The 23465-nt window shown below is 70.3% G+C and carries 18 protein-coding genes and 2 pseudogenes; 10 read left to right on the top strand and 10 right to left on the bottom strand.

Annotation, left to right across the window (positions count from 1 at the left end):
• Nucleotides 1–54: 54 nt before the first annotated feature.
• Both ACN9MM_RS00475 and ACN9MM_RS00470 read right to left on the bottom strand, forming a co-directional pair.
• Complete coding sequence (locus tag ACN9MM_RS00475; RefSeq protein ID WP_426361723.1) at nt 55–309, bottom strand: zeta toxin family protein; 255 nt, start codon at nt 307–309, stop codon at nt 55–57.
• Complete coding sequence (locus ACN9MM_RS00470; protein ID WP_426361722.1) at nt 306–599, bottom strand: hypothetical protein; 294 nt, start codon at nt 597–599, stop codon at nt 306–308. The genes ACN9MM_RS00475 and ACN9MM_RS00470 overlap by 4 nt, the downstream gene beginning before the upstream one ends.
• Nucleotides 600–1086: 487 nt before the next feature.
• Here ACN9MM_RS00470 and ACN9MM_RS00465 point away from each other — a divergent pair, with 487 nt between their 5' ends.
• Together ACN9MM_RS00465 and ACN9MM_RS00460 are read left to right on the top strand one after the other, a co-directional pair.
• A complete protein-coding gene (locus ACN9MM_RS00465; RefSeq protein ID WP_426361721.1) occupies nt 1087–1539 on the top strand; it encodes a GNAT family N-acetyltransferase in 453 nt (150 codons plus the stop codon).
• 19 nt (nt 1540–1558) lie between these two features.
• Nucleotides 1559–2295: pseudogene (locus tag ACN9MM_RS00460) on the top strand (IS5 family transposase); the annotation flags it as partial.
• Here the strand turns inward: ACN9MM_RS00460 and ACN9MM_RS00455 are convergent.
• Nucleotides 2285–2641: a hypothetical protein gene (locus tag ACN9MM_RS00455; protein ID WP_426361720.1), complete on the bottom strand. Its 357-nt coding sequence runs from the start codon at nt 2639–2641 to the stop codon at nt 2285–2287. The pseudogene ACN9MM_RS00460 and the gene ACN9MM_RS00455 sit on opposite strands and share 11 nt — an antisense overlap.
• 682 nt (nt 2642–3323) lie before the next feature.
• The gene (locus ACN9MM_RS00450) at nt 3324–4121 is read right to left on the bottom strand and encodes a hypothetical protein (RefSeq protein ID WP_426361719.1); all 798 of its coding nucleotides are present in this window, start codon (nt 4119–4121) and stop codon (nt 3324–3326) included.
• Nucleotides 4122–4860: 739 nt separating this feature from the next.
• Here ACN9MM_RS00450 and ACN9MM_RS00445 point away from each other — a divergent pair.
• From ACN9MM_RS00445 to ACN9MM_RS00425, 5 genes are all read left to right on the top strand, one after another.
• Nucleotides 4861–5376, top strand: a complete 516-nt coding sequence (locus ACN9MM_RS00445) for a hypothetical protein (RefSeq protein WP_426361718.1) — start codon at nt 4861–4863, stop codon at nt 5374–5376.
• Nucleotides 5316–10418 carry a LamG-like jellyroll fold domain-containing protein gene (locus tag ACN9MM_RS00440; RefSeq protein ID WP_426361717.1) on the top strand — a complete coding sequence of 1701 codons (5103 nt, stop codon included), beginning with the start codon at nt 5316–5318 and terminating at the stop codon, nt 10416–10418. Before ACN9MM_RS00445 ends, ACN9MM_RS00440 begins: the two co-directional genes overlap by 61 nt.
• Nucleotides 10343–11797, top strand: a complete 1455-nt coding sequence (locus ACN9MM_RS00435; RefSeq protein WP_426361716.1) for a hypothetical protein — start codon at nt 10343–10345, stop codon at nt 11795–11797. The genes ACN9MM_RS00440 and ACN9MM_RS00435 overlap by 76 nt, the downstream gene beginning before the upstream one ends.
• A 108-nt stretch (nt 11798–11905) precedes the next feature.
• Entirely contained in the window at nt 11906–12148 is a 243-nt protein-coding gene (locus tag ACN9MM_RS00430) for a hypothetical protein (protein WP_426361715.1), read from the top strand.
• 406 nt (nt 12149–12554) lie between these two features.
• Nucleotides 12555–13961: a mycothione reductase gene (locus tag ACN9MM_RS00425; protein ID WP_426361714.1), complete on the top strand. Its 1407-nt coding sequence runs from the start codon at nt 12555–12557 to the stop codon at nt 13959–13961.
• Between the two features lie 489 nt (nt 13962–14450).
• On the opposite strand, the gene ACN9MM_RS00420 is transcribed toward ACN9MM_RS00425, so the two are convergent.
• Nucleotides 14451–15263, bottom strand: coding sequence for a phytanoyl-CoA dioxygenase family protein (locus tag ACN9MM_RS00420; protein ID WP_426361713.1), 813 nt, complete (start codon nt 15261–15263; stop codon nt 14451–14453).
• A gap of 225 nt (nt 15264–15488) precedes the next feature.
• The gene (locus ACN9MM_RS00415) at nt 15489–17342 is read right to left on the bottom strand and encodes an IPT/TIG domain-containing protein (protein WP_426361712.1); all 1854 of its coding nucleotides are present in this window, start codon (nt 17340–17342) and stop codon (nt 15489–15491) included.
• A gap of 396 nt (nt 17343–17738) precedes the next feature.
• Between ACN9MM_RS00415 and ACN9MM_RS00410 the strand changes: the two genes are divergently transcribed.
• The 3 genes from ACN9MM_RS00410 (at nt 17739) to ACN9MM_RS00400 (ending at nt 20267) form a co-directional block, all read left to right on the top strand.
• A complete protein-coding gene (locus ACN9MM_RS00410; RefSeq protein WP_426361711.1) occupies nt 17739–17906 on the top strand; it encodes a hypothetical protein in 168 nt (55 codons plus the stop codon).
• 215 nt (nt 17907–18121) lie between these two features.
• Nucleotides 18122–19699, top strand: a complete 1578-nt coding sequence (locus ACN9MM_RS00405) for a right-handed parallel beta-helix repeat-containing protein (protein ID WP_426361710.1) — start codon at nt 18122–18124, stop codon at nt 19697–19699.
• Between the two features lie 64 nt (nt 19700–19763).
• Entirely contained in the window at nt 19764–20267 is a 504-nt protein-coding gene (locus ACN9MM_RS00400) for an alpha/beta fold hydrolase (RefSeq protein WP_426361709.1), read from the top strand.
• On the opposite strand, the pseudogene ACN9MM_RS00395 reads toward ACN9MM_RS00400, so the two are convergent.
• From ACN9MM_RS00395 to ACN9MM_RS00380, 4 genes and pseudogenes are all read right to left on the bottom strand, one after another.
• Nucleotides 20261–20602, bottom strand: a pseudogene (locus ACN9MM_RS00395) (transposase); the annotation flags it as partial. The gene ACN9MM_RS00400 and the pseudogene ACN9MM_RS00395 sit on opposite strands and share 7 nt — an antisense overlap.
• A 246-nt stretch (nt 20603–20848) precedes the next feature.
• Nucleotides 20849–21352, bottom strand: coding sequence for an aldo/keto reductase (locus tag ACN9MM_RS00390; RefSeq protein WP_426361708.1), 504 nt, complete (start codon nt 21350–21352; stop codon nt 20849–20851).
• Entirely contained in the window at nt 21265–22383 is a 1119-nt protein-coding gene (locus ACN9MM_RS00385; protein WP_426361707.1) for a fatty acid desaturase family protein, read from the bottom strand. The genes ACN9MM_RS00390 and ACN9MM_RS00385 overlap by 88 nt, the downstream gene beginning before the upstream one ends.
• A 7-nt stretch (nt 22384–22390) precedes the next feature.
• A complete protein-coding gene (locus tag ACN9MM_RS00380; protein ID WP_426361706.1) occupies nt 22391–23446 on the bottom strand; it encodes a ferredoxin reductase in 1056 nt (351 codons plus the stop codon).
• Nucleotides 23447–23465: the final 19 nt, after the last annotated feature.

Here is a 23465-nt window from a genome sequence, read left to right as displayed (position 1 = left end):
TTGTGGCCGTCGATGCTCGTGTGTACGCGCCGACGGTGGTGTCGTCGGCGGCCGTCAGCTCGTCGAACATCGGATGGTGCGGTTTGCAGGTGTCGAGGTTGATGTTGACGGACTGGCCGCGCACCGCAGGGCGGTGGTCACCAGCGCGGTGATCGCGGTCTTGCCCGCCCCGGTCTGCCCGGACACGATCACGGCGATCGGCTGTTCCTGCGGCCTCCCGTCCAGCTGCTGCGGCACGATCTGCTCGCGGAAGATCTGTGCGTTCTCCTCTTCGGACAGGACGTAGCGGGTGCGGTCGACCTCCGTCACCGCGTGCTCCGCAGCCGCGCGAGCGTCTGGGCGGATTCGGCGGTGACGGCGGCCACCGCGTCTTGGTTTCGCGGCGTGAGGCTGTTGCGCCGGGCAGCCCATGCGCCCTGTTCGGCGATCAGCTCACTGGCCCGTACGGTATCCCCCGCCTTCCGCGCCCGGGCGATCAGCCCGGAGCAGGCCCCCACCACATGGCTGATCCCATCGAGGGCCACTTCGTACGCGGTGTCCTCCTCGGCCGACCAGGAGGCCGTTCCCATCCTGGTCAGTACGGCGTTCTGCTCCGTCACCAAGCTCCCCTGTCCTGTCGTCACACGGACCGTGGCGATCGCCCACCAAGTGACGAACACCCATGACTCTGTCAGAAACCACCGTCGAAACCGGCGCGTTTGACTCCCTTTTGGATCCCGGCTTCGCCGCATCGCACCAGGCTCAGAGGCTGGATGGGGGAGGCAATTCAGCGGACGGGACTCGTCAGGCGCGGCGGTCAGGAGGCCGGGGAGCAGGTGTGATCGTCAGCTTCGCCTAGCGCGAGCGGGGCCCTGGATGTCGTGCCGCCGTCGCTCAGTGTCAGCTCGATGCTGCCTTTCGTATATTCGGGGAACTGGCTTCGCTCACGAAAACGGGGTTCTGGCACAGATCTTGGGGAGTCGTCGGAGCGTTATCCAGCGTTCGAACGAAAGCGGTCGGGTCCGACAGGGGTCGATCTTGACGTACCGGACGTGTTGTGATGTCGAGTTGACGGTGAGAAGCGGCATCAGTGCACAAGGGGTCGGCATGTTCATAGCGGAAGAGGGCGTCTTCGATCCTGCTGAGGTGCTGAAGCTCTACGACTCGGTCGGCTGGGAGGGCTACACCAGCGACGTCGGTAAGCTCTGTCGCGGTCTCGTGAACTCTCACCTCGTCATCACGGCACGAGACGGATCGGGATCCCTCCTGGGACTGGCCCGGACCATCTCCGATGACGAGCACATCTGTTACGTCCAGGACGTCGTGGTCAATCCGGCGAACCACAGGCAGGGGGTCGGCCGGGCGTTGGTCGAGCACTTGATGCGGCGCTACTCCCACTGCCGATTCTTCCTCTTGTCCACAGACCACGAGGCGTCACCAGAGGGCAGCCGCAACCACACGTTCTATCGGAGCCTGGGATTCCTGTCCTACGAGGAAAAGAAGATGGCAGGCTTCGGACTGCCAAGGAACCGCCCTGACCTGCGCGATACGGCTCCATAGGTAAAGGGCCTTGAGAGGTCCGCAGGGCGGTGGCCGGCGCCGGGCCGGAGACCGTGAGGCCCTGGCGGCGATCATCTTCGTGGCGACGTCGGGCTGCGGCCTGGCGGCAGTTGCCGCCGGTGTTCGGCCCGGCCTGGCCCACGGTCTACCGCAGGTTCGCCCAGTGGAGCCGGGACCGGGTCTGGGCCCGGCTCTACCGCGTGATCCTCGACGAACTCGGAGCGCGTGGCGAGCTGGACTGGTCGCGGTGCGCGATCGACTCTGTCAACCTGCGGGCCGTAAAAGGGGGCCACTGACCGGACCGGATCCGACCGACCGCGGCAAGCTGGGATCGAAGATTCACCTGATCTGCGACCGGAACGGACTGCCGCTGTCCCTGGGCATCTCCGGGGCGAACATGCACGACAGTCAGGGGCTGGAGCCGCTCGTGCGCGGCATCCCGCCCATCCGATCGCGCCGCGGGCCCCGGCGCCGAGGCCGGCGAAGCAGCATGCGGACAGGGGCTACGACTACAACCCCCTGCGCCGATGGCTCCGCCGGCGGGGGATCCGCCACCGCATCGCGTGTAAGGGCGTCGAGTCCTCAGAGCGGCTCGGCCGGCATCGGTGGGTGGTCCGGCGAACGGTGTCCTGGCTGGCCGGTTGCCCTCGTCTCCACCGCCGCTATCAACGCAAGGCCGAACACTTCCTCGCCTTCGTCGGCATAGCCGCAGCCCTCATCGGTTACCGCCGACTGGCGGCTCTCCTTACGGCCTGAGCCGGTTCTGCTGTATGTCGAAGCAGACCAGCCCCATGGACTCCGCCACGGCCGCCGCGTAGGCGGACGCCTCCTCGGCCATGCTCCAGCGCATGGGGAAGTAGATCAGCGGACCACTGGCTTCGCCGATCAACGGCCCGGTTGACCAGGGCGAGGTGTCCTCATCGTCCTCAGTGAGGTCGCACCACCGCTCAAGCAGCGCAGCCACATAGATCGCTATGCGTTCGGATGGAGGCTCTTCTACCTCACTGTCGACGTAGCGGTCGTACAGGTCGTTGAAGACTCGACCGGCGGTCTTGTCATCCGCCGGCCTCTCGCCTTCCCAGACGGCAAGGTCGTAGCTCATGCCAGGAGGCTCTCATGCCGCCCTTACAGCCATAAGAAACGACGTCTTGGGCCGACGAGGTCCTCCTCGGTAGGGGCGTGGAGTGGGGGTGATTCAGCCGGTCACCTGCCGTACGGTCGGTGGCCGGGGCGGTGCTTCGGACGGAGTCCCGCGCAGGGTGGCGATGTGGGCTCGGACCATGCCGTCGGTGACGGGAGCGTGCTCGGCGAGCAGCTCGCCGTGGAGTTGGGTGACGCTGGTGCATCCCTCGGCGAATCGTCGTTCGAGGTAGGGCTTGTAGGGGTCGAGTCTGCTGGGACCGGGCCCGTGCCGCTCATGAGGACGCTCGCCGAGCTCCGTGAGGCCTCACCGCTTACGGCTTCGCCGGCGAAGGACCGCCTGGTAGCTGAACCACGGTAGGTGGACCTGCCCGACGGAGCCGCATCGGGAGCCCCCACCCCGATCGCTTCCTTGGCCCAGGAAGTGCCGAGCGGCTGGCCCAGGAGGTCCACCGCCGACGCCTGGCCGTGTTCTCCCGGGCCGGGGAGCACGAGAGGCGCGTCGTCGATGACGTGCGCCGAGAAGTGGCCGTGGCCCGAACGCCATGTCTAGAACACCACCTCAAGGCTGTCCCGCAGCCAGCCGCCCCGGATCGGTCCACCAGACTTGGACCGGCTTCTTGAGTGGTCGTGGCCGGGAGGCTTCACGTGTTCGTGCGATAGGTCATGAACCAGTGGGTGTCGAAGTAGTGGGCCATGGAGAAGGGGTGGTCCTTCTCGCGGAGGATGCGGTAGACGAACTCTGCGGTTGAACACTCGAAGGGGACGTTCTCGCCGTCGAACGTCTGTATGGTGACGGGCCAGTAGTCAGGGTCTCCGTCGTCAATCTGCCAGCAGTACAGATTCTCGTGCTCGGTGCCTGCCCAGACGAGTAGGTCATCCTCCTTCCAGTCGGTCCACGGTTCCGGGTTCAGACGGAGGTATGCGTCGAAGGCGCCCTCCCCGAACGTCTCCACCATGCGTTTGTAGTCGCGGGGAAGACGCGTGCCGATGCGCGCCTCAATCTGCGCCCAGTCGACGTCCGGTCGCTGGGGCGGCAGGATCCAGCCGGTGATGCCGATGAGCCGCTCGACCCAGTCTTCGCCCTGGCCGGCGATCCCTACGGGCAGTCCTTGGATCTGCCGCGGGGTGACCGCCAGCACCGGCACGATGTCGCCCTGCGCATCCAGTGCAGTACCCGCGCCGAGCCACTGTCCCTCATGGGCCCAGGCCACTACCGTCTCGGCGCGGTCTTCGAGGAGGTCGAGAAGCTTTCTGCCATGAACCTCGCTCACGCCCGGCGCCATGATGCCGTCCAGGACCAGGGTCCGTGGTTCCCCGTGAAGGGAAGCCAGCTTCTCGACCAGCGCGTGCGGGTCGGTGCCCTGCGAGAGGTACAGAACCCCGCTCGGCCGGGGGATCCGGTCCAGCAGGGTGTTGAGCATCGAATAAGTGAACTCCATGGAGGACAGCGAAGCGCACTCCACTGACAAGAGCCCGGGATCCGGCTCCGATGACAATCGGTCCAAGTCCACTGCCCGAGGACAGCTACCGTGCCACGCCATTCGAGCAAGACGGTCCGCCCGTGAACCGCCCCCCTGCAGGGGGGTGCGGAGCGGGGGAGTGCAGCGAAGACCGCGCAACCCTGTGCCTCTGGGATCAGCCAAACCGTCTACGGGGTGCCTGATCGTGGCCGGAGGCCGCCCGCCCGGGGCGCGGTTCCGCATAGAGGAAAGGCCGTGCGGGGACGGACTGGAAGCGTGAGTGGTTCGAGTCCACCGACGACTGCTCGGCATCGCCGAAGGCCTCCATCGCAGACCGCGGAGCATGCGAGGAAGTCAGCGAGTGCGATAACGCCCGCCGCGATGGGCATGGTCGAGGAGCTGAAGCAGGCGGTCGCGATCCGTGCGGCGGTAGGCCCGAAGGCCATCACCACCGGTCTCGGGCCGCTTGGCGTCGGTGGCAGGCGAAGGACCGGATACCCGGTACCGGTATGGCGGATCTCGGCCACCCGGCGCAGCGATCAAGTCGTGTGTACCCCGGGTAATTTCACAACTCCTCCTTGACCGGATTCAAGCGTGCCAGCCGAGGCCCAGTGGGGGGCACTGCACGACCAGGTTCGTGGAAGCGGAGGGGGAAACAGTGGCATCTCGGGAATCCTTACTCAAGGTTTACGGGGACCGTGCGTACCGGCACGTCACCATGGCCCGGCACCAGGGCACGACGATCGCCTTCGCGATGGACGCCGCGCGTCGGATCGTCTACTCGGTACTGGATCTCACCGGCCCGCCGACCAAGGGGGAGGTGGACGCTGCGTACTGGAGTGACAACCCGGCCGAGCTGGCTTTCCCCCGGGAGCTGGCCGAGGTGGGGTACGCCGTCGTCGGCGCGACCGCGATGCCGACGGTGAAGCGGGGCGGGGCCGAGGCCGCGCCCGGGGAGCAGCCGGCAGAGGAAGAGGTCGACCCGCACCTGTCGACCACCGGACGGCTGACCGCGGACGCCCCGTTCCAGGTGGTCTCGGACGGGACGTACGTGGTGGTGCTGCGCCAGTCGGTCGGCGCGGGCGACGCAGGGGCGGTGCACAAGCTGACGGGGGCGGTTCGTCCGGGGAGGCGTCGCGCCCGGACTACGTACTGGACGCCAACGGCGCGAAGGTGCCGCTGGTCCGTGACACCCTGCTGTGCGACCGGTTCCTGCTGGTGGACGGCAAGTTGAAGCCGGCGCTGGAAGCGCGGTTCAAGCGCAGCCGGCACGCGACCCGTCCGGAGTCGGCCAAGGACAGCCTGGGCACCGAGGACATGGAGGGCCGGCCGTTCTACGAGCCGACCCAGGAACTGTCCTTCGTCCGGAACCTGACGCAGGGCCGGTTCACCGCGGTCCTGGTGCCCACCGAGGTCGCCAACGTGCAGGCTGGCAGCTGTTCGCGCACAACGACTCCACCGGGCGGATCGACGGCTTCAACGTCGAGCAGGGCACCCAGGGCCTGTTCAACACCCAGGGCACCCGCTTCTACACCAGCCCCGACCCGTCGTACCAGGACGCGGTCTTCGAGCGCAGCCCGGGCATCTGCCCCTTCACCGGGCGCGAGCTGGTGCCGGTGGCGTCCGGCGGGGGGGCACGCCGAGACCGCGCTGCGCCTGGACGGCGCCGACGCGCACGTCGACCTCGGCGACCCGGCGGCGCTGCGCTTCGGCGGCAGGGCGTACTCGGTGGAGGCGTGGGTCAAGCCCGCCGCGCCGGAGGGTCCGCTGCTGGGCCGCTCCGCGGAGTTCCAGCTGGCCCTGGACGCGTCCGGCGCGCTGCGCCTGACGCACGAGGGGGCGCCCGCGGCGCTGGTCGCCACCGACACCCTCGCCGTCGACGTCTACACCCACGTCGCCGCGACCTTCGACGGCACCACGGCCAAGCTGTACGTCAACGGCCGGCCGGTGGCCGGCGGCCCGCTGCCGTTCACTCCGGGCGCCCGGGTGCCCGTCCTGCTCGGCCGGCAGGACGTGGGCGGCACGCTGCGCCGCTTCAGCGGCGACGTGGACGAGCTGCGGATCTGGAACCGGGTGCGCTCGGCGGCCGAACTGGCCGAGGACCTGGGCCACCGGCTGATCGGCAACGAGCCCGGCCTGACCGCCTACTACCGCTTGGACGAGGGCGCGGGCGGCACCGCCTACGACCAGAGTGACAACGCCCTGCACGGCCGGATCGAGGGCGCCGTGCAGTGGACCGGCTCGGACGCCCCGATCGGCGACCACCCTGGCGTGCGGAGGGACAGCTTCGTCCTCAAGGGCCGCACGGTGGTGTCCGGCATGTCGGCGGCGCTCTACCACCAGCAGGAGAACGTGGTCTCCGGCTACCGCGCCGACCCCAAGCCGGCCAAGCGGCAGGCCCGGGTGCTGCTGGCGTTCGCCGCCAAGTACGGGCAGGAGCCGTGTCTGGCCACCCTGGACTTCGCGGTCGGCCGGGACGGGCGGCTCGCCCAGGCGCCGGACGTGCTGGAGCCGCAGGTGCTGAAGCGGCCGACACGGGGGCAGGACTCGGAGCAGATCAGCGCCCTGCAGCAGGTGATCAAGCGGCTGGAGCCGGACATCGCCGCCCTGCCGGCGGAGATCGCCCGGCTGAGCGGCACCGCGGCCTTGCTGCCGCAGCGCCTGGCGGCGCAGAACGCGCTGCAGCCCGAGTACGACGCCTACGAGGCCGCCTACAAAGCCGAGGCGGTGATTCCGGGCGCCTGGCTCTACACCCTGGAGCTCAAGACCCCGCGGGTGATCGACGGCAGGACAGTGCGGTGGGTCTACGGGGAGCCCTACCGCGGGGTGAGCGTCACCGGCGACGACGGCCCCCGCACGTCCTGGGCGCTGGACAGTGCCGACCGCCGGAGCGCCGACAGCCTCCCGTTCCGCCTGACCACCACCGACGCCATGGGCTACGGCCTCCTCTTGGCCGCGAGCAGCTCCAACTTCGACTACGGTGCGCTCGGACTCCCCCGAATACCCTTCGTCACTCCGGATCCCCGCGCCGAGTCGTACTACCGCTTCACCCTGATCCGCGAGGGCGACTACGTGCGAATCGTGAACCAGGCCACCGGCATGGCCATCGGCCTGCCCGCCGACAGCAAGACGGCCGCGCTGCGCCAGGCGCCCGAGTGCCGCACGGCCGACACGGGGCTGTTCCGGATGACCAAGGTGCGGCTGCAGTGGCCGATCGACGTCTCCTTCTTCGCCGTCAAGGAGAAGATGGACGCCGCGCGCGCCGCGGTCCAGGAGTCCCGCACGGCGAGCAGGCGGATCATCGAGCGGCAGCTCGAACTGGCCACCAAGCAGGCCGAACTCTCCGCCGTCCAGGACCAGTTGGCGAGCCTTTCGAGCGCGCTGCAGGGCGACGACGACCTGACCCTGCCAATGCCGCAGCTCGCCGTGGACGCCACCGGCCTGAGCCTGAACGGCGCGCTGCTGGAGTTCGCCCGGGGCAGTGACCGGCCCGCGCTGCTGGACAGCGGCACCGGCTACCTCGTGCTGTACTTCCGGGGCACCGACGACCAGTTCTCCGCCGTCTACTACGACACCGCCGTCATCCGCGGCCTGCAGACCCTGGACGGGGACGGCGGCACGCTCGGCTTCCTCGCCCGCGACCCGGCGCTCCCGCTGGACGGCTGCGTCATCACGGTCTCCGACGGCGACGCGCCCGGCCGCTGCGACCTGACGGTCACGGTCGGCGCCGACACCGAGACCTGGCGCTCGCTGCCGCGCAGAGCCGCCCAGTTCGCGGCGGCGCTGGCCGGTGACCCCGGCCGGCCGGTGACGGTCGGCCTGGTCGCCCGGGTGAACGGAGCCACCGTCGAGCCCGCCGAGGGCACCACCGTCGCCCTGCCCGCCAAGGCGCACCTTCAGATCGGCTCGGCCGGCTGCGCGGTGGCCGCCGACACCCCGGTCGGCGCGAAGACCCTGGCCCTCACGGCGGCGGCCACCGCCGTCCAACCCGGCGACAAGGTGAGCCTGGTCGGCTACCACTGGGGCCGGGCCGTCTCCACCCGCCCCGGCGTGCTGCTCTCCGACGGCTCCCGGCTGGTCGGGCTGAACCCGGGCGAGGTCGAGTTCGTGCCCAACGGCACCGCCAAGCCGGCCATCGCCGGGCGCGGCTGCCGCTGGCGGGCCGAGATGCCCGGCCGGGCGTTCCAGTTCTCCGGCGGCGACCAGTACCTGACGCTGCCCGCGGGCAAGCACCCGGGCATCGCCCCGAGCGGCGACCTGACCCTGGAGGCCTGGGTCAACCCGGAGAGCGGACAGGGCCGGGTCGTGCACGCCCGGACGGACGACTCGGGCTACTCGCTCTCGCTCGTCCCGGCCGGGCTCCCGGTCAAGCAGTTCGCCGGCGCCGAGAAGGTCGTACTGGCCGACTCGCTCGACCTGGCCGACCGGGACTTCACCATCGAGCTGTGGGCCAAGCGCAGCCAGTCCCGGGGTCGCACCGAGCCGCTGCTCGTCCACGGCGTGCCGAGCGGCGTGCGCAACCAGTCGCTGCACCTGGTGCTCAACCCCTCCGAGACCTTCCGCTTCGGGCTGTACGCCGACGACCTGGACACCGCCCAGGCCTACCCGGACCTGGAGTGGCACCACTGGGCGGCGGTGTACAAGAACGCCACCCGCGAGCAGATCCTCTACCGCGACGGCGTCGAGGTCGGCCGCCGCATCGCCAACGCCCCGTACACCGGCAAGGGGCCGCTGGTGATCGGCGGCCTGGCGTTCGGCGACGCGTACCTGGACGGCCGGATCGACGAGGTCCGGGTCTTCGACCGGGCCCGCACCCAGCGGGAGATCGCCGGTGACCGCGACCGGCGGCTGTCCGGCCGCGAGCCGGGCCTGCTGGGCTACTGGACCTTCGAGGGGCCGGCCGGCCCGCCGTCCCCGATCAAGGGCTACCAGGTGGTGGCCCGGGTCGGCGACCGGGTGGTGAAGTCGGCGGAGCGCTTCCCGTGCAACGAGTGGGCACACCTGGCCGCCGCCTTCACCCAGTCCTGGGCGCTGCGGATGGACAACGCGGTGGGCCTGTCGGTCGAGTCGCAGGACGCGCTGGACCTGCTGGAGGACCTCACCATCGAGGCGTTCGTCCGGATCGACCGGACCGGCACCCCGATGGGCCTGGTCGCCAAGGGCAGGGCGGTCGACGGCGGACGCAGCGGCGTCCCGTACCAATTCGGCGTCCTGGCCGACGGCCGGCTGGAGTTCGCGTTCGCCGAGGCCGACGGCAAGGTCGTCCGCTTCGCCTCGACCCAGGCCCTGACGCCCGGCACCGTACAGAAGGTGAGCGTGGTGCGCGAGCGCCGCCAGCCCGCACCCGCGGCATCCGGCGCCACCCAGCCGGCCGCGCCGGACCAGCCCGAGCAGTACGTCCGGTTCTTCGTCGGCGGCAGCCTCGTCGGCAACCACCTGTACAGCGGGCCCGGCGCGCAGGCCAACGGCAGCGAGCTGGAGATCGGCCGCGGCCTGACCGGCGTGCTGGGCGAGGTACGGATCTGGAGCGCCGCGCGAGCGGTCAACCAGGTCGGGCTTCCCGTCACCCCGCGCGAGAAGGGGCTGCTGGCCCGCTGGGCCTTCGACGAGAACGCCGGCAACGTCGCCTTCGACCACTCGGGTTCCTTCCCGGCCAAGCTGCGCGGCGCCCGCTGGACCCGCGACCCCGACCCGGCGGTCAGCCCGCTGCGGCTGTACCGCAACGGCCAGCCGCTGGCCGAGGGCCCCGTCACCGCGCAGGACTCCGCGCCCTGGGGCGAAGCCCAACTCACCCTCGGCGCACGGCTGGAGGGCGGAAAGCCGGCCGACCCGTTCACCGGGACGCTGGAGGAGGTACGGATCTGGCGCACCGTCCGGACCGCGGAGCAGATCTCCGACAACCTGTTCTCCCGGCTGCGCGGCGACAAGCAGCACCTGCTCGGCTACTGGCCGTTCGACCGCGACTCCACCGAGCCCGGCACCACCTCGGTGCGGGACGAGGGCCTGCGCGGCAACAGCCTGGACTTCTCCGCCAAGCGGCCCAGGATCCTGCTCTCCACCGCCCCGATCTCCACCGACACCGCCCAGGTGCGCTCGGCCTCGCCGACGTCCGCACTCCCTTCCATGACGCCATCTCCGGCGCCCCCGGCGCGAGCGAGTACGCCGACCTCCAGTACGACGCCAAGGGCGAGGCGCTGGGCGTGCTCAAGCGCTGCTACGGCTTCGTCCGGGACGGCCGCTGGCACCTGGTCACCGGCTACAAGGTCGGCGACCTGACCACCGAGTGGGTCGGCCAGGCCCAGTTCGACCCGCAGCTCATCGGCTACGTCGAGGGCGCCCCGCCGGTGCCCTCGGAGAACCTGGTCGACGGGATCGGCGAGCACGCCGGGGCCTCCTCCGTGGAGTTCACCGAGGCCGAGGAGGTGTTGCAGAGCCTGTCCTCCAGCAAGACCCAGAGCACCGACGTCGCCTTCAACCTCTCCTTCGGTCTGGAGACCGAGGCCGACACCATGACCATCACCGCCCCGCTCGGCATCGGCACGGCCATCCCGCTGGCCGAGGGGCAGCTCAAGCTGGCCGCCACCACCAGCCTGGAGTTCTCCAACACCTGGAGCTCCGACACCCAGGTCAGCCAGGGCACCAACACCACCCGGAAGACCCGGCTCGCGCTGACCGGCCACCCCGAGGACCCGACCAAGCTGGTCAACCCGGCCATCGGCCGCCGCTACGTGCCCGCCAACACCGGCATGGCACTGGTGCAGTCCCAGACCGCCGACGTCTTCGCGCTGCGCCTGGCGCACACCGGCGCCCTCATCGCCTACCGGATGCTGCCCAACCCGGACATCCCACTGGACTGGAACATCATCCACTTCCCGATCAACCCCCGCTACACCAAACAGGGCACCCTGGACGGCGCGGTCGGCTTCGACGAGCGAGGCAAGGTCACCGACCCCGACTACCCGACCGCCACCGCGTACGGCGAGTACAGCTACTTCAAGCCGAGGGACGCCTACGCGCTCAAGCGCCGCATCACCCGCGACCAGCAGCGGCTGCAGGCCTACTACCAGTCGATCTCCACCGAGACCGGCCACCAGAGCACCAACGACCCGGCCGAGGCCCAGGCCCGCACGGTGCTGCGCGGCATGGGCATGGACGTCGCACCACGGGACGACAGCCGCTCCGGCGGCCCGAACGCGACGGCCGCCGGCTTCTCCCACCGGGACCTGGTCAACACCTACGTCTGGACGGCGCAGGGCGGCTTCTTCGCCGAGACCACCGAGGCGACCGACGCCGTCACCGAGACCACCACCGGGTCGTACAGCTTCAACGGCATGTACGGCGGCTCCATGGACCTGTCCTTCGGCGCCTTCGGCCTCGGCTGGGGGATCCACCTGGACGCCTCCGGGGGCGGCGGCTTCAGCACCACCCGGGCCAAGGGCAGGGAGGCCTCCCGTTCCTTCGGCCTCGACGTGCAGTGCGCGCCCTCCGGTGACTTGCAGCGCCGGGACGCCGACGGCAAGGAGGTCTACGACGCGAAGGGCCGGGCGGTGCTGGTCCCGGGCAAGGTCGACGCCTACCGCTTCCTCACGTTCTACCTCGGCGAGACCAGCGCCAACTTCGACGACTTCTACCGCAAGGTCGTCGACCCGATCTGACTGCAGGGCAGCGGAGCCCCCGACGCCGCCGCGCTGCGGCAGGCACGGCAGAGCTCCGCCAAGCCCCCGTGCTGGCGGGTCCTGCACCGGGTCACCTACGTCAGCCGGGTGCTGCCGCCCGTCCCGCCGCCCGGGGCACCGCCGCTGGAGCAGGCGATGCGGGCCGAGAACATCGACAGCAACTACGAGCTGATCAGACGCCTGGAACCGTACGTCCGCCCGGCCGCCACCAGCACCGGCTCCCTGTCCGCCGCCACCCGCCAGGTTCTCGCCACCCAACTGCCCGAACTCCTGCCGCACGCCGTCGAGATCATCGACTATCTCGGCCGGTACTTCGGTATCGACGACTGAGGCCTGCGAGGGCGCCCCGCCCGGCCCTCCGACACACCGGAGGGCCGGGCCCGTCGTCGGCCACCAGCGCCGATGAGGATCACCCGTGAGGTGTCGACGAGCGCCGCCGCGAGGGGCCCGGGACAGCAGAGACACCTGGAGGGCACGGCGGGGAAAGGGATACGCGAGGGGTCCCCGTGGCCTCCCGGAGCGAGCCACGCAGCGGCGGCGGACCAGGGACGGACAGCCTGTCCGACATGATGCCGGACACGTCGTCGCACGGTGTCGAGGGCGACCGCGGCCGAACGCCGGGCACATGGAAGGAGCTCACGCGGCGGGGGGAACGCGCCGCGCACGCCACCATGGTCAGTACAGGCACGGACCTTCCTGACAGCGCCGTCACGGCGACCCGATAAGGAGACCTTTCGTGGACCAGCATTTCGATCTTGTCGTCATCGGCTCGGGTTCCGGGAACTCGATCGTCGATGAGCGCTTCGCGGACTGGAATGTCGCCTTCGTCGAGAAGGGCATCGGCCCGCTGGACAGCTACGGCGGCACATGTCTGAACGTCGGCTGCATTCCCACGAAGATGTTCGTGCACACCGCCGACACCGCCCGATCGCCCGAGCACGGCACGGCCCTGGGCGTCGACCTGGCCCTGCGCGGTGTGGACTGGCCCGCCGTACGGGACCGGGTCTTCGGCCGCATCGATCCGATCGCGCAAGGCGGCGAACGCTACCGCGCGACCGGACATGACAAAGTCACCCTCTACCGGGGCACCGCCCGCTTCATCGGCGAGCGCCGTCTGACCGTCGCCACGGCCGACGGGCTCGTCACGCTCACCGCCGATCACATCGTCGTCGCCACGGGCAGCCGCCCGGTCCTGCCCGACGTACCCGGCCTGGACGAGACGCTCGGCTTCCACACCAGCGACAGCGTCATGCGCCTGGAGACGCTGCCGCGCCGCATGACGGTCCTCGGCTCGGGTTTCGTGGCCACCGAACTCGCCCACGTCTTCTCGTCCCTCGGCGTCGACATCACCCTGATCGCCCGTGGCGACCTCCTGCTGCGACCCGAGGACCCCGACATCGCGCACCGCTTCACCGCACTCGCCCAGGAACAGTGGGACGTCCGGCTCAACCGCAAACTGGTGCGCGCCGACCGGACCCCGGACGGCACCCTGCGTCTCGACCTGGAAGGCCCCCAAGGCGCGGAGAGCATCGACACCGACGAGCTGCTGGTGGCCGTCGGCCGTCGGCCCAACTCCGACCTCGTGGACGCCGCCGCCGGCGGGCTCGACCTCCACCCCGACGGCCGGATCGCCGTGGACGCACACCAGGCCACCTCGGTGCCGGGGGTGTGGGCGCTCGGCGACGTCTCCTCGCCCTGGCAGCTCAAGCACGTCGCCAACCACGAGGCCCGCGTCGTCCAGCACAACCTGCTCCACCCGGGCGCCCTCCGCGCCTCCGACCACCGCCACGTCCCGCACGCCGTCTTCTCCTCGCCGAAGATCGCCGCGGTCGGCCTGACCGAGCAGGAGGCCCAGGCGTCCGGCCGCCCGTACGTGACGGCGACGCGGGAGTACAGCGGGATCGCGTACGGCTGGGCGATGGAGGACACCACCGGCTTCGCCAAGATCCTGGCCGATCCGGCCACCGGCGAGATCCTGGGTGCGCACATCATCGGCCCCGAGGCCCCGACGCTGATCCAGCCGCTCGTCCAGGCCATGGCCTTCGGCCTGGACGCCCGCGCCATGGCCACCGGCCAGTACTGGATCCACCCCGCCATGCCCGAACTCATCGAGAACGCCCTGCTCGCTCTTCCCCTCGACTGACCGGGCGTCCCGGCGGCGGGACCGTGGACGTGGCCGGGGCCCCACCATCGGCCGGGCCGCGACACGTCGTTCGTCGGAGGGCCCCCGTCACGGCGGGGGTCCTCCAACCATGAACGGGAGGTGGCGGGTTCGTTGCCATCCCACCGACCCTCCTTCCCGGCTGCTTCGATTCGGCATATGACCGGCATATGACTGTTCGGCAGGGGTCCGCACCCGGCTTCCGAACCGTCCGAACCGCCGAACGAGAAGGAACAGGCTTCAGGCGCCTTCGTACGCCCCTGCCCGCCACGGTGGCCACAGCAGTGCTCTGCACGCTGCCCGTCCCGACGGCCGTCGCCGTCCCCGGGGACCCGCACCGCCGATCACCGGGGGCGGCCGGTGGATCGGCGACCCGGCCGGATGACTGACCGCCGAGGCCGCCGATGAGGTCATCGAGCGCAGAGCTGCTGGGTTCACGACCACCGTGCCGGCGATGGTCGTGAAGCACGTCTACCCGGCGCCGCGGTCGGTGCCGTCTCCACCCGGACCGGGGGTGTCCCGCCCCAGACCCCGGCGGATCGCAATCTCCACGGGTGAGTACGCGCCGTCGGCCCGTTCCAGTTCGTACGGTGCTGCCGGCATCAGCGGCGGCTGCGCCATGAAGCGCGGCCGCACCCCATGGTGCGGTTGCGCCGCGTGTACCAGGAACGGATGACACAGGAAGACGTCGCCCGGGGACCCGGTGGCAAGGGCGAGTGGCCGGTGTTCGGATGCCGCCACCAGATCGGGCGCGAGGGTCAGACCGCTGGCCCCGTCCTCCCCGTACTTCTCCAGCACAGTCGGCACGTCGAGGTGTGAGCCGACCCGGATCCGGGTGGGGGCGTCCTCCTCGCCGACCTCGCTGAACAGGAACAGCATCAGCAGCGCCCGGCCCTGGGAGCGCAGATTCGTGAAGTACCAGCTCTCGCCCTCCGGCAGATAGCTCCCCTCGATGTGCCAGCCCGCGTCGTCCGGCTCCTCCTCGTGTGGGAAGCGCAGCGGGAACGTCCCCAGCGAGTAGCGCGGCTCCCAGCGTCCCGCGCCCACGAGCAGGTCGTACGCGCGCTGCAGCGACGGGGAGTTGGGTGCGGCGGCGAACGGCCCCTGTGCCATGCCGCCCACCCAGTGCACGGGCTGCGTCCACGTCGACGGGTCGTCAGGGGCGCAGCCAGTCTCTTGCCACAGCAGCCGCGCGCAGTCCGCGGCCACGCGCGGCGCGACAGCGCCCTTCAGCTTGACGAAGCCGTCACGGAGGAAGCGGGATACCAAGGTCGTGTCATCCATACCCCCATCGTGCGGCGGCACCGGCCCCGATCACCCGACATTCTCCGCACCGCCTTTGTCGGGTGATCAACAGAGCGCCGCGGTCAGGCAACACGCGGTCAGGCAACACGCTTGAGACTTTCTGAGCCAGGAATTCTGTACAGGCTCGGCTCGGCTCACGAGCGGTGCCCGGAACAGCGCGGAGGCCGGCGTCGGGGGTCCCGGCGCTGGCCCTCTCGGGGCGGGTCAGCCGGCGCGGATGAGTCCGGCGGTGGCGGTAGCCGGTTCCAGGGCGGGGGTGCCGTTGTACGTGGCGGTGTAGCCGAGGTGCAGGAGGACGGTGACCACGGGGCAAGGGCCGGCGCAGGTCGCGATGCCTGCTGCGTTGGTGGTGGCGCTGCACACCGTGGTCGTGCCGACGGCGAACTTCACGGTGGCGCCGCTGATGGGCTTGCCTGTGGTGGTGTCGGTAAGGGTGGCCGACAGGTTCAGGGTGATGTTCAGCTGGCCAGGGGTCAGGGAGAGCAGCAGGGGTGCGGCGGTGAGTTTCGTGGTGTCCCGGGTGTACGTGTAACGGTCGGCCGGGCTGGTGGTGCCGGCCCCTGCAGGGGTGGTGACGGTGACGTCGGCCGGTCCGGCGGTGGTGGCGGCCGGGGAGGTCGCGGTGATCTCGGTGTCACTGCGGACGGTGAACGAGGCGGCCGGGACGCCGCCGAAGGCGACGGCGGTCGCGCCGGTGAAGCCGGTGCCGGTGATGGTCACGGCGGTGCCGCCGGCGGCCGGGCCCTTGGCGGGGGCGACGGCGGTGATCACGGGCGCGGGCAACTGGTAGGTGTACGTCCCGGCGTTGACGGTCCGACCCTTGGCGGTCAGGGAGACGCCGACGGTGCCGGGCGTGTGGGCGGGGGCGGTCGCGGTGACGGTGGTGTCGTTGACCACGGTGACGTCGGTGGCGGGGGTGCCGTCGAAGGTGACGGCGGTGGTGCCGGTCAGGTGGCTGCCGGTCAGGGTGACGGTGGTGCCGCCCGTGGTCGGGCCGCGGTCCGGGGCGAGTGCGGTGACGGCGGGCGGGACGGCCTTGCCCATGGCCAGGCCCCAGGGTCGGGAGCCGGTGGGGACGGTGGCGGTGACCGTGAGGGTCGCGGTGTCGATCACCGACATGGTGTTGACGAAGGTGTTGGTGGCGTAGACACGGGTGCCGTCCGGGTCGGCCAGCACGCCGCTGGTCCCCGCGCCGGTCGGGACTGTGGCGACGACGGTGTTGGTCGCCGTGTCCATGACGGAGACGGAGTTGCCTCCCCGGTTGGCGACGTAGACCAGTCTTCCGTCCGGTGCGACGGCCACGTTCTGCGGCAGGCCCCCGACGGGAACGGTCGCCGTGACGGTGGCGGTTGCGGTGTCGATCACGGAGAGGCGGTTCTCGTTGTAGTCGGCGACGTAGACGTGAGCGCCGTCGGGGCTGACCGCCAGCCCGGCCGCGTTCCCCACGGGGACGGTGGCGGTGACGGTGTTGCTCATGGTGTCGATCACCGAGACCGTCCTGCTGGAGAAGTGCCCGACGTAGAGGCGACCGCCGTCCGGGGACAGGCCGAGGATGTCCGGGAAGCCGTCGGCCGCGATGGTGGCGGTGACGACCAGGGAGGACGTGTCGATCACGTCGACCCCGGCGGGGCTGTCCGTGTGGACCACGTACGCCCGCCCCCCGTCCGGAGAGATGGCCACCGACTGGGGCGTGCGCCCCACGGCGACGGTGGCGGCGACGGAGTTGGTCGCGGTGTCGATCACGGAGACCGAGTCGCTGGCGCCGTTTGCCACCCATGCCTGGGAGCCGTCCGGCGTGAGCGCCATGCCCGTAGGCGCGCTGCCGACATCGATGGTGGCCACCGTCGACCCGGTCGCCGGGTCCACGGCGCTCACCGACCCCGCACCGGCGTTGGAGATGTAGACCAGCTGCCCCGGCCCGGCCGCGTGCGCCGGCCCGGCGGGAAGCACCGCGCCGACAGTGCCGAGCAGCGCGGCGGTCAGCGCCGCGGCTGTCCCACGCCATAAGCGGCGCGGTGCCCTGCCGCGTATGTGAGGTCTGTCGATCGTGAATGCCATGAGCTACGCCTCTCGGAGAGAAGTGACCAGATGCCTGTGTTTCTTCTGTCAACTCATGCTATTCACAGGTTTTTTGATGAACCATCACATGTTCCATTGTTGCCGGATCAGCCCGCTAGTTGAACTTTTCTGATCAGAATGGATCGGCGTGCCGGGCGTACGCCCGAGGGAAGGCCCACTCCGGCGGACTGCCCAACGAGCTGACCTGCAGCTCGGGAGCCACGGGCCCGGCCGGCGGACTGGGCGGGAGCCGGTGCGCGGCAGTGCGCCGGCCAGGGCCTGTCCTCCCTGCCCTTCGCGCACCGCCTCGAACCGTTCACCGACGACCTGGAGCGGGACGAGGTCTACGAGTGGCTCCACATCGACGGCCGCACCTTCGACGACACCGACGGCGGCATGACGCACTTCAACGAATGCGCCCTGTCCTCAGTGACCTTCACCGGCGGCCGGTCCTTTCCGGGAACGACCCTGGACCGGGTCGACTTCGCCAAGGCCACCCTTGCCCGGGTCGACCTGTGCGAGGCGACCGCACTGGGCATCACCTCCGGCGCGGAGAGGGGCTGAGAATGCCTGTGCTCCATGAGAGGCGATCACCGCCCACGGCCAGTCCAAGACTGCGGAACTGCCGGACGCCGCGAGGAGATCCCCGGTTCGCCCGTGGAATCGTAGAGGGAAGGCGGGCCCACCTGCCTTTCGCCGGGGCCTGCCCCCTCTTGTGACAGGCGCCTGATGCCCTTGACGTACGCTCCTGTCAGACATCGAGACAACGAGGGGGGCGCATGGAACGTCGTGCGTTGATGCTGGCCATGGGCGGTTTCGTAGGGGTCTGGGGCGGCGCGTCGGTGCTGCGCGCGGCGCCTGCCGCGGCCGCCGGCGGGGTCGTCGTGGACGTCACCGCCCACGGTGCGAAGGGGGACGGTACCACCGACGACACCGCCGCCTTCCAGAGCGCCCTCGCTGCGGTGAAGGGCGTACCGGGCGCGGCCACCCTGCTCGTGCCGCCCGGAACGTATCCCGTCGGAATGAGTCTCGTCCTCGCCGCTGACACCACCGTGTCCGCGTACGGCGCCCGCATCGTCCGGACCAAGGACAGCGGTGCGTTGCTCAAGAACTTCGACTCGGTCACCCCCGTGTACGGCTACGCGGGCGCGGGGAACATCGCGGTCCTCGGCGGCACCTGGGACATGCGCGGCGCCCAGTTCAGCAAGCAGAGCGACGCCGTCGGCTTCGCCCACTGCGAAGGCGTCCTGGTCAAGGACTGCACCTTCGTCGACACCCCCTCGGCGCACGCCGTCGAGCTGAACGCGGTCCGGAACGCGGCCGTCGTGAACTGCGTCTTCGACGGCCACCATTCCGGCGACGGCGCGAGCCTCACCACCAAGGAAGCCGTCCAGATCACCTGCGCCACCGAGGGGAACCTGCCCGCCCCCGCCTACGACGCCACGGGCTGCGAGGACATCCTCATCACCGGCTGCACCCTGCGCGCCGGCACCACGACCGGGCCGTTCGGTGCCCTGTGCGGGGACCACTGGGGCGCCAAGGGCGTGTTCCACCGGCGGATCAGGGTCATCGGCAACACGGTCGAGAGGAGCGGAGCGTTCGGCATCCGCGCCGCCGACTGGCAGGATTCCGTCATTGCCGACAACACGGTGACCGGTGTGGCGCTGCACGGCATCTACCTCAACTCGCCCCAGGGCAACGGCCTCAGTGGCATCACCGTCAGCGGCAATACGGTCCGCGGGATCGACGGCAGCGGCGGGATCTCCGTCACCGTCTCCGCCGGCGGCGCCCGCCACCGCGACATCACCCTCTCCGGCAACACCGTCGAGTCGGTGAAGGGCGAGGCAGGCATCTACGCCACGCAGACCGACGGCCTCACCGTCACCCGCAACACCGTCACCACCACCCTGCGTCTCACTCCCACCGGCAACTGCCAGGGCATCCACGTCCAGAGCTCCCCGCAGGCCGTCGTCGCCCAGAACAGCCTCACGGACATCCAGGGCGACGGCATCGGCGTGGACAGCGGCTCCACCGGCACCCTCGTCGCCGACAACACCGTCCTGACCACGACCGGCCCCGGCATCAACGCGGGCGTGAACGGCGCCACCCTGCGAGGAAACCGGATCACGGGAGCCACCGGCTACGCCGTCCGGGTCGGCGGCAACGCGGTGGGCACCTTCGTCCAGACCACCACCGTAGGTGCGGTCGCCGGCGGCACCTCGGGGGCCGCGATCGGCGTGATGGCGGGCTCCAGCGACACCTGGCTGGTCGGCAACAACCTCACCGCCCGCGGCTCCGGCACCCCCGCGATCACGGACAACGGAGCAGGCACCACGTCCGTACAGAACACGACCTGACCTTCCCGTCGCCGTGATGGCATACACGACGACAACGACGCGAGGCCCACCACCGGTGAGAACGGTGACGGCACGCTACGGAGAGCAGGTGCTCGGCTCGGCGCTGCTGGTGCCTGTGGTGCGCTGGGGCGACGACCGGACCTTGCCCGGGGAAACAACACTGGAACGCGACGAGGAATTGCTCGACCGCCTCCCGGCCGCCGACCGCGAGCTCTTCGGCTACGTCATGGCCCGCCTGGACAAGCCCCGGTGGGAGCTCTTCGAGCGATACGTGCTGCCCGGCTGGTGGGCCCACGACGAGGCGGCTGCCGCCGAGCTGGAGACCGACTTCCTCCTGCCGCACTGGCCGGAGCACCAGGCCCCCGCGCACCACGGGCGCCATCTGCTGGTCGCCACCCGGCAGGACGCCCTGGTGGGCTGGCGCGACCAGCTGGCCCTGCTCGACCACTACCCCCGGATGGCGGCAACGGTGCTCGATGCCGCCGGGCACAACCCGCAGGTGGAGTGCGCCGAGACCGTACGGGGCCTGGTCGGGCACTGGCTCGACGGGATCGCGCGTCCTTACTGATCGTTTCGGCATGCCGTGCGGAGTCGCCGGAGGCAGACGATGGTGCAGGCGAGTTCGAGCAGGCCCTGATGGAGGTCGGCACGTCGTTCGTGGCGGGTGCGGAGTCGCTTGAACTGGTGCAGCCAGGCGAACGCGCGCTCGACGACCCACCGGACCTTTCCCAGTCCGGAACCGTGGGCGACGCCGCGTCGGGCGATCAGCGGTTTGGTGCCGAGCTTCCCTGGCAGGCGACGGCACTTGTCGAAGTCGAAGTCGAAGTCGAAGTCGAAGCCGTAGCCGCGGTCGGCATACAGGCGCCGGGGCTTGCGGCGGGCGCGTCCCCGCAGGCCCTGTACCAGCAGCCTTCGCCGAGCTCGCCGCCTCGCACCGTGGCCGGCCGGTCGCCGAGATCGTGCCGCTCCTGCGTACGGCCGCCGACGCCGCGCTGCTCGGCTCCACCGGCGCCGATCTGGCCGAGCTGGCGGAGGCGATCTCACCGGCGCGCGGTATGGGCTGCGCGCACGGGTGACCAGACCTTGATCGCGTTCGGGGCGCCGGGGCATGCGATCACGGCGGGGGTCTGCTCGGTCTGAGGTGGGATCTCAACGCCCACGGCAAATCCCGAGGCTATGGCCTGTGGTTCTTGAGTCCGTCTGACGCCGATGCCACGTTCCCTGCCTCAGGAACGTGGCCATTTCCTGGTTGGCCCTCGTGGGTGCGGATGACAGCGGCTTGCCCATACTCCTCCGGTCGGGAGAGGTCAGGCGCGCGGGCGCGTGCCGCTTCCGGTAGCGCCTCACCGATCGCGTGCAGTCGGCCGGGGCGAGTTCCAGGGAGAGCGCGTCGGCATTCTCGTCGGGGTGGGTGCGGCGGCGCATCCCGGGCAGGTGGACGACGGTGCCGGGGTGGGCCAGCAGCCATGCCAGGGCGAGCTGGGCGGGGGCGCGGCTGAGTCGGCGGCCCGCGCGCCGCGCCCTCGGTGACCAGTTCGGCCATGGCGCCGAACCAATTTCGGGAATCAGGCCGCCACGAGCTCCTGCTCTCGGTCCGGCGTTCTGACCGTGGACTTCTTGTTCGGCAGCGAGAGCCGGAAGACCTTGCGCCACGCGGAGAACACCTGCTTGGGCAGCGGCCCGGTGACGTACTCCAGCTCGTACTTCTCGAACAGCGCGCGCACCTTCACCGCGACCTCGGCGTACCGGTTGCTCGGCAGGTCCGGGAACAGGTGGTGCTCGATCTGGTGGGACAGGTTGCCGGTCATGAAATGCATGGCCCTGCTGCCGCTGATGTTCGCCGAGCCCATCATCTGGCGCAGGTACCACTGGCCGCGAGTCTCGCCCTTGATCGACCGGCGCTCGAAGACCTGCACGCCCTCGGGGAAGTGCCCGCACATGATCACCGAGTGGGACCAGATGTTGCGGACCAGGTTCGCGGTGAACGTGGCGGCGAGCGTGGTGAGGAACGACGGGCCCGACAGCAGCGGGTGGATCACGTAGTCCTTGAGTACTTGCTTGCGGATCTTGCGGCCCACGGCCTTGGCCCGCGCGCGGAACTCCGGGTCCTTGCGGCGGCGCCCCCGCAGGTTCTTGCCGAGCTCCAGGTCGTACGCCGCGATGCCGTACTCGAAGAAGCAGGCGTTGATGAAGTTCCACAGCGGCTGGCCGAGGTGGAACGGGTGCCACCTCTGGTCCTCGTCGACGCGCATGATGCCGTAGCCGAGGTCGTTGTCCTTGCCGATCACGTTGGTGTACGTGTGGTGCAGCTCGTTGTGCGAGTGCTTCCACTGGTCGGACGGCGAGACGTGATCCCATTCCCAGGTGGTGGAGTGGATCTTCGGGTCCCGCATCCAGTCCCACTGGCCGTGCAGGATGTTGTGGCCGATCTCCATGTTGTCCATGATCTTCGCCACGGACAGTCCGGCGGTGCCGATCAGCCAGGCGGGCGGGAAGAACGAGAACAGCAGCACCCCCCTGCTGACCAGCTCGAGCTTGCGCTGCGCCGAGATGACCTTGCGGATGTAGGCGGCGTCCTTCTCGCCCCGGCTGGCGATCACCTCATCGCGGATCGCGTCCAGCTCGCGGCCGAGCTCCTCGATCTGCTCCGCGGTCAGGTGGGCGGTGGGGTCGATGGCGGTCAAGGTGCTCCTACCGTTCGATGTCGCAGGCGCCCGCCGCGGCGGACACGCAGGTCTGGATGAGGACGCCCGGCTCGGCCTCGGTGATCTCGCCGGTGCGCAGGTCACGGACGGCGCCCGCCTTGAGCGGCGTGACGCAGCCGAAGCAGATGCCCATGCGGCACCCGGACGGCATGAGCACGCCGGACTCCTCGCCGACGTTCAGCAACGGAGTGGCGCCGTCCGCTTCGACGGTCTTGCCGGAGGCGCTGAACGTGACCTCGCCGCCGTCACCGGCGACAACGATGCCGGGGCGGAAACGTTCGGTGTGCAGGAGCTCCTGGACGCCGTGCTCGGCCCAGTGCTTTTCGGCGGCGTCGAGGAGGCCCGCGGGCCCGCAGGCCCAGGTCTCGCGCTCGGCCCAGTCGGGCACCAGTGCGCCGAGACGGGCGATGTCGAGCATGCCGTCCGTGTCGGTGTGCACCTCGGTGAGCCGCAGCTTCTTGTCCGCGACCAGCTCGTGCAGTTCGTCGCGGAAGATCACGTCGTGCGGCCGCGGCGCGCAGTGAACCATGACGACGTCGTCGAGTTCGATGTCGCGCAACATGCCCATCACGGGCGTGATGCCGCTGCCGGCCGTCAGGTAGAGCACCTTGGCGGGCTTGGCCCGCGGCAGCACGAAGTCACCGGTTGCCTGGTCGAGCTGGATCAGCGTGCCCGGTTTCGCCCTGCGGACCAGGTGGTTGCTGACCTTGCCGTCCGGGATCGCCTTCACGGTGATCGTGACGCGGCCGTCCTGGCGGCTCGTCGGCGAGGTGACGGAGTAGGCACGCCACAGGCGCACCCCGTCGACGTCGACCCCGATCCGCACGTACTGACCGGCCGTGTGGCCGCGCCAGCCCCGTCCCGGCCTGATCACGATGGTCGCTGCGTCACCCGTCTCGGGGTGCACGGCCTCGATGCGCCCACGCAGGTCAGCGCCCGCACGCAGCGGACTGACCAGGTCGAGGTAGTCCGATGGCAGCAGCGGCGTCGTGACCATCTCCAGCAGTTTCCACGCCCTACTGCGGAGGGCTGCACTCGTCATGACTTCAGCTTGATGCGCC

It is taken from the genome of Streptomyces sp. E-08 (assembly GCF_049913095.1).
Classification (GTDB): domain Bacteria; phylum Actinomycetota; class Actinomycetes; order Streptomycetales; family Streptomycetaceae; genus Streptomyces.
The sequence above is the reverse complement of the archived record's forward strand: the minus strand, read 5'-3'. Positions and strand labels throughout refer to the sequence as shown.

Coding starts and splice junctions, on each gene's coding strand:
- ACN9MM_RS00445 (WP_426361718.1), top strand. CDS start 4,861: ATGGCCCGGCACCAGGGCACGACGATCGCCTTCGCGATGGACGCCGCG.
- ACN9MM_RS00465 (WP_426361721.1), top strand. CDS start 1,087: ATGTTCATAGCGGAAGAGGGCGTCTTCGATCCTGCTGAGGTGCTGAAG.
- ACN9MM_RS00450 (WP_426361719.1), bottom strand. CDS start 4,121: ATGGAGTTCACTTATTCGATGCTCAACACCCTGCTGGACCGGATCCCC.
- ACN9MM_RS00410 (WP_426361711.1), top strand. CDS start 17,739: ATGACGCACTTCAACGAATGCGCCCTGTCCTCAGTGACCTTCACCGGC.
- ACN9MM_RS00420 (WP_426361713.1), bottom strand. CDS start 15,263: ATGGATGACACGACCTTGGTATCCCGCTTCCTCCGTGACGGCTTCGTC.
- ACN9MM_RS00455 (WP_426361720.1), bottom strand. CDS start 2,641: ATGAGCTACGACCTTGCCGTCTGGGAAGGCGAGAGGCCGGCGGATGAC.
- ACN9MM_RS00405 (WP_426361710.1), top strand. CDS start 18,122: ATGGAACGTCGTGCGTTGATGCTGGCCATGGGCGGTTTCGTAGGGGTC.
- ACN9MM_RS00415 (WP_426361712.1), bottom strand. CDS start 17,342: ATGGCATTCACGATCGACAGACCTCACATACGCGGCAGGGCACCGCGC.
- ACN9MM_RS00380 (WP_426361706.1), bottom strand. CDS start 23,446: ATGACGAGTGCAGCCCTCCGCAGTAGGGCGTGGAAACTGCTGGAGATG.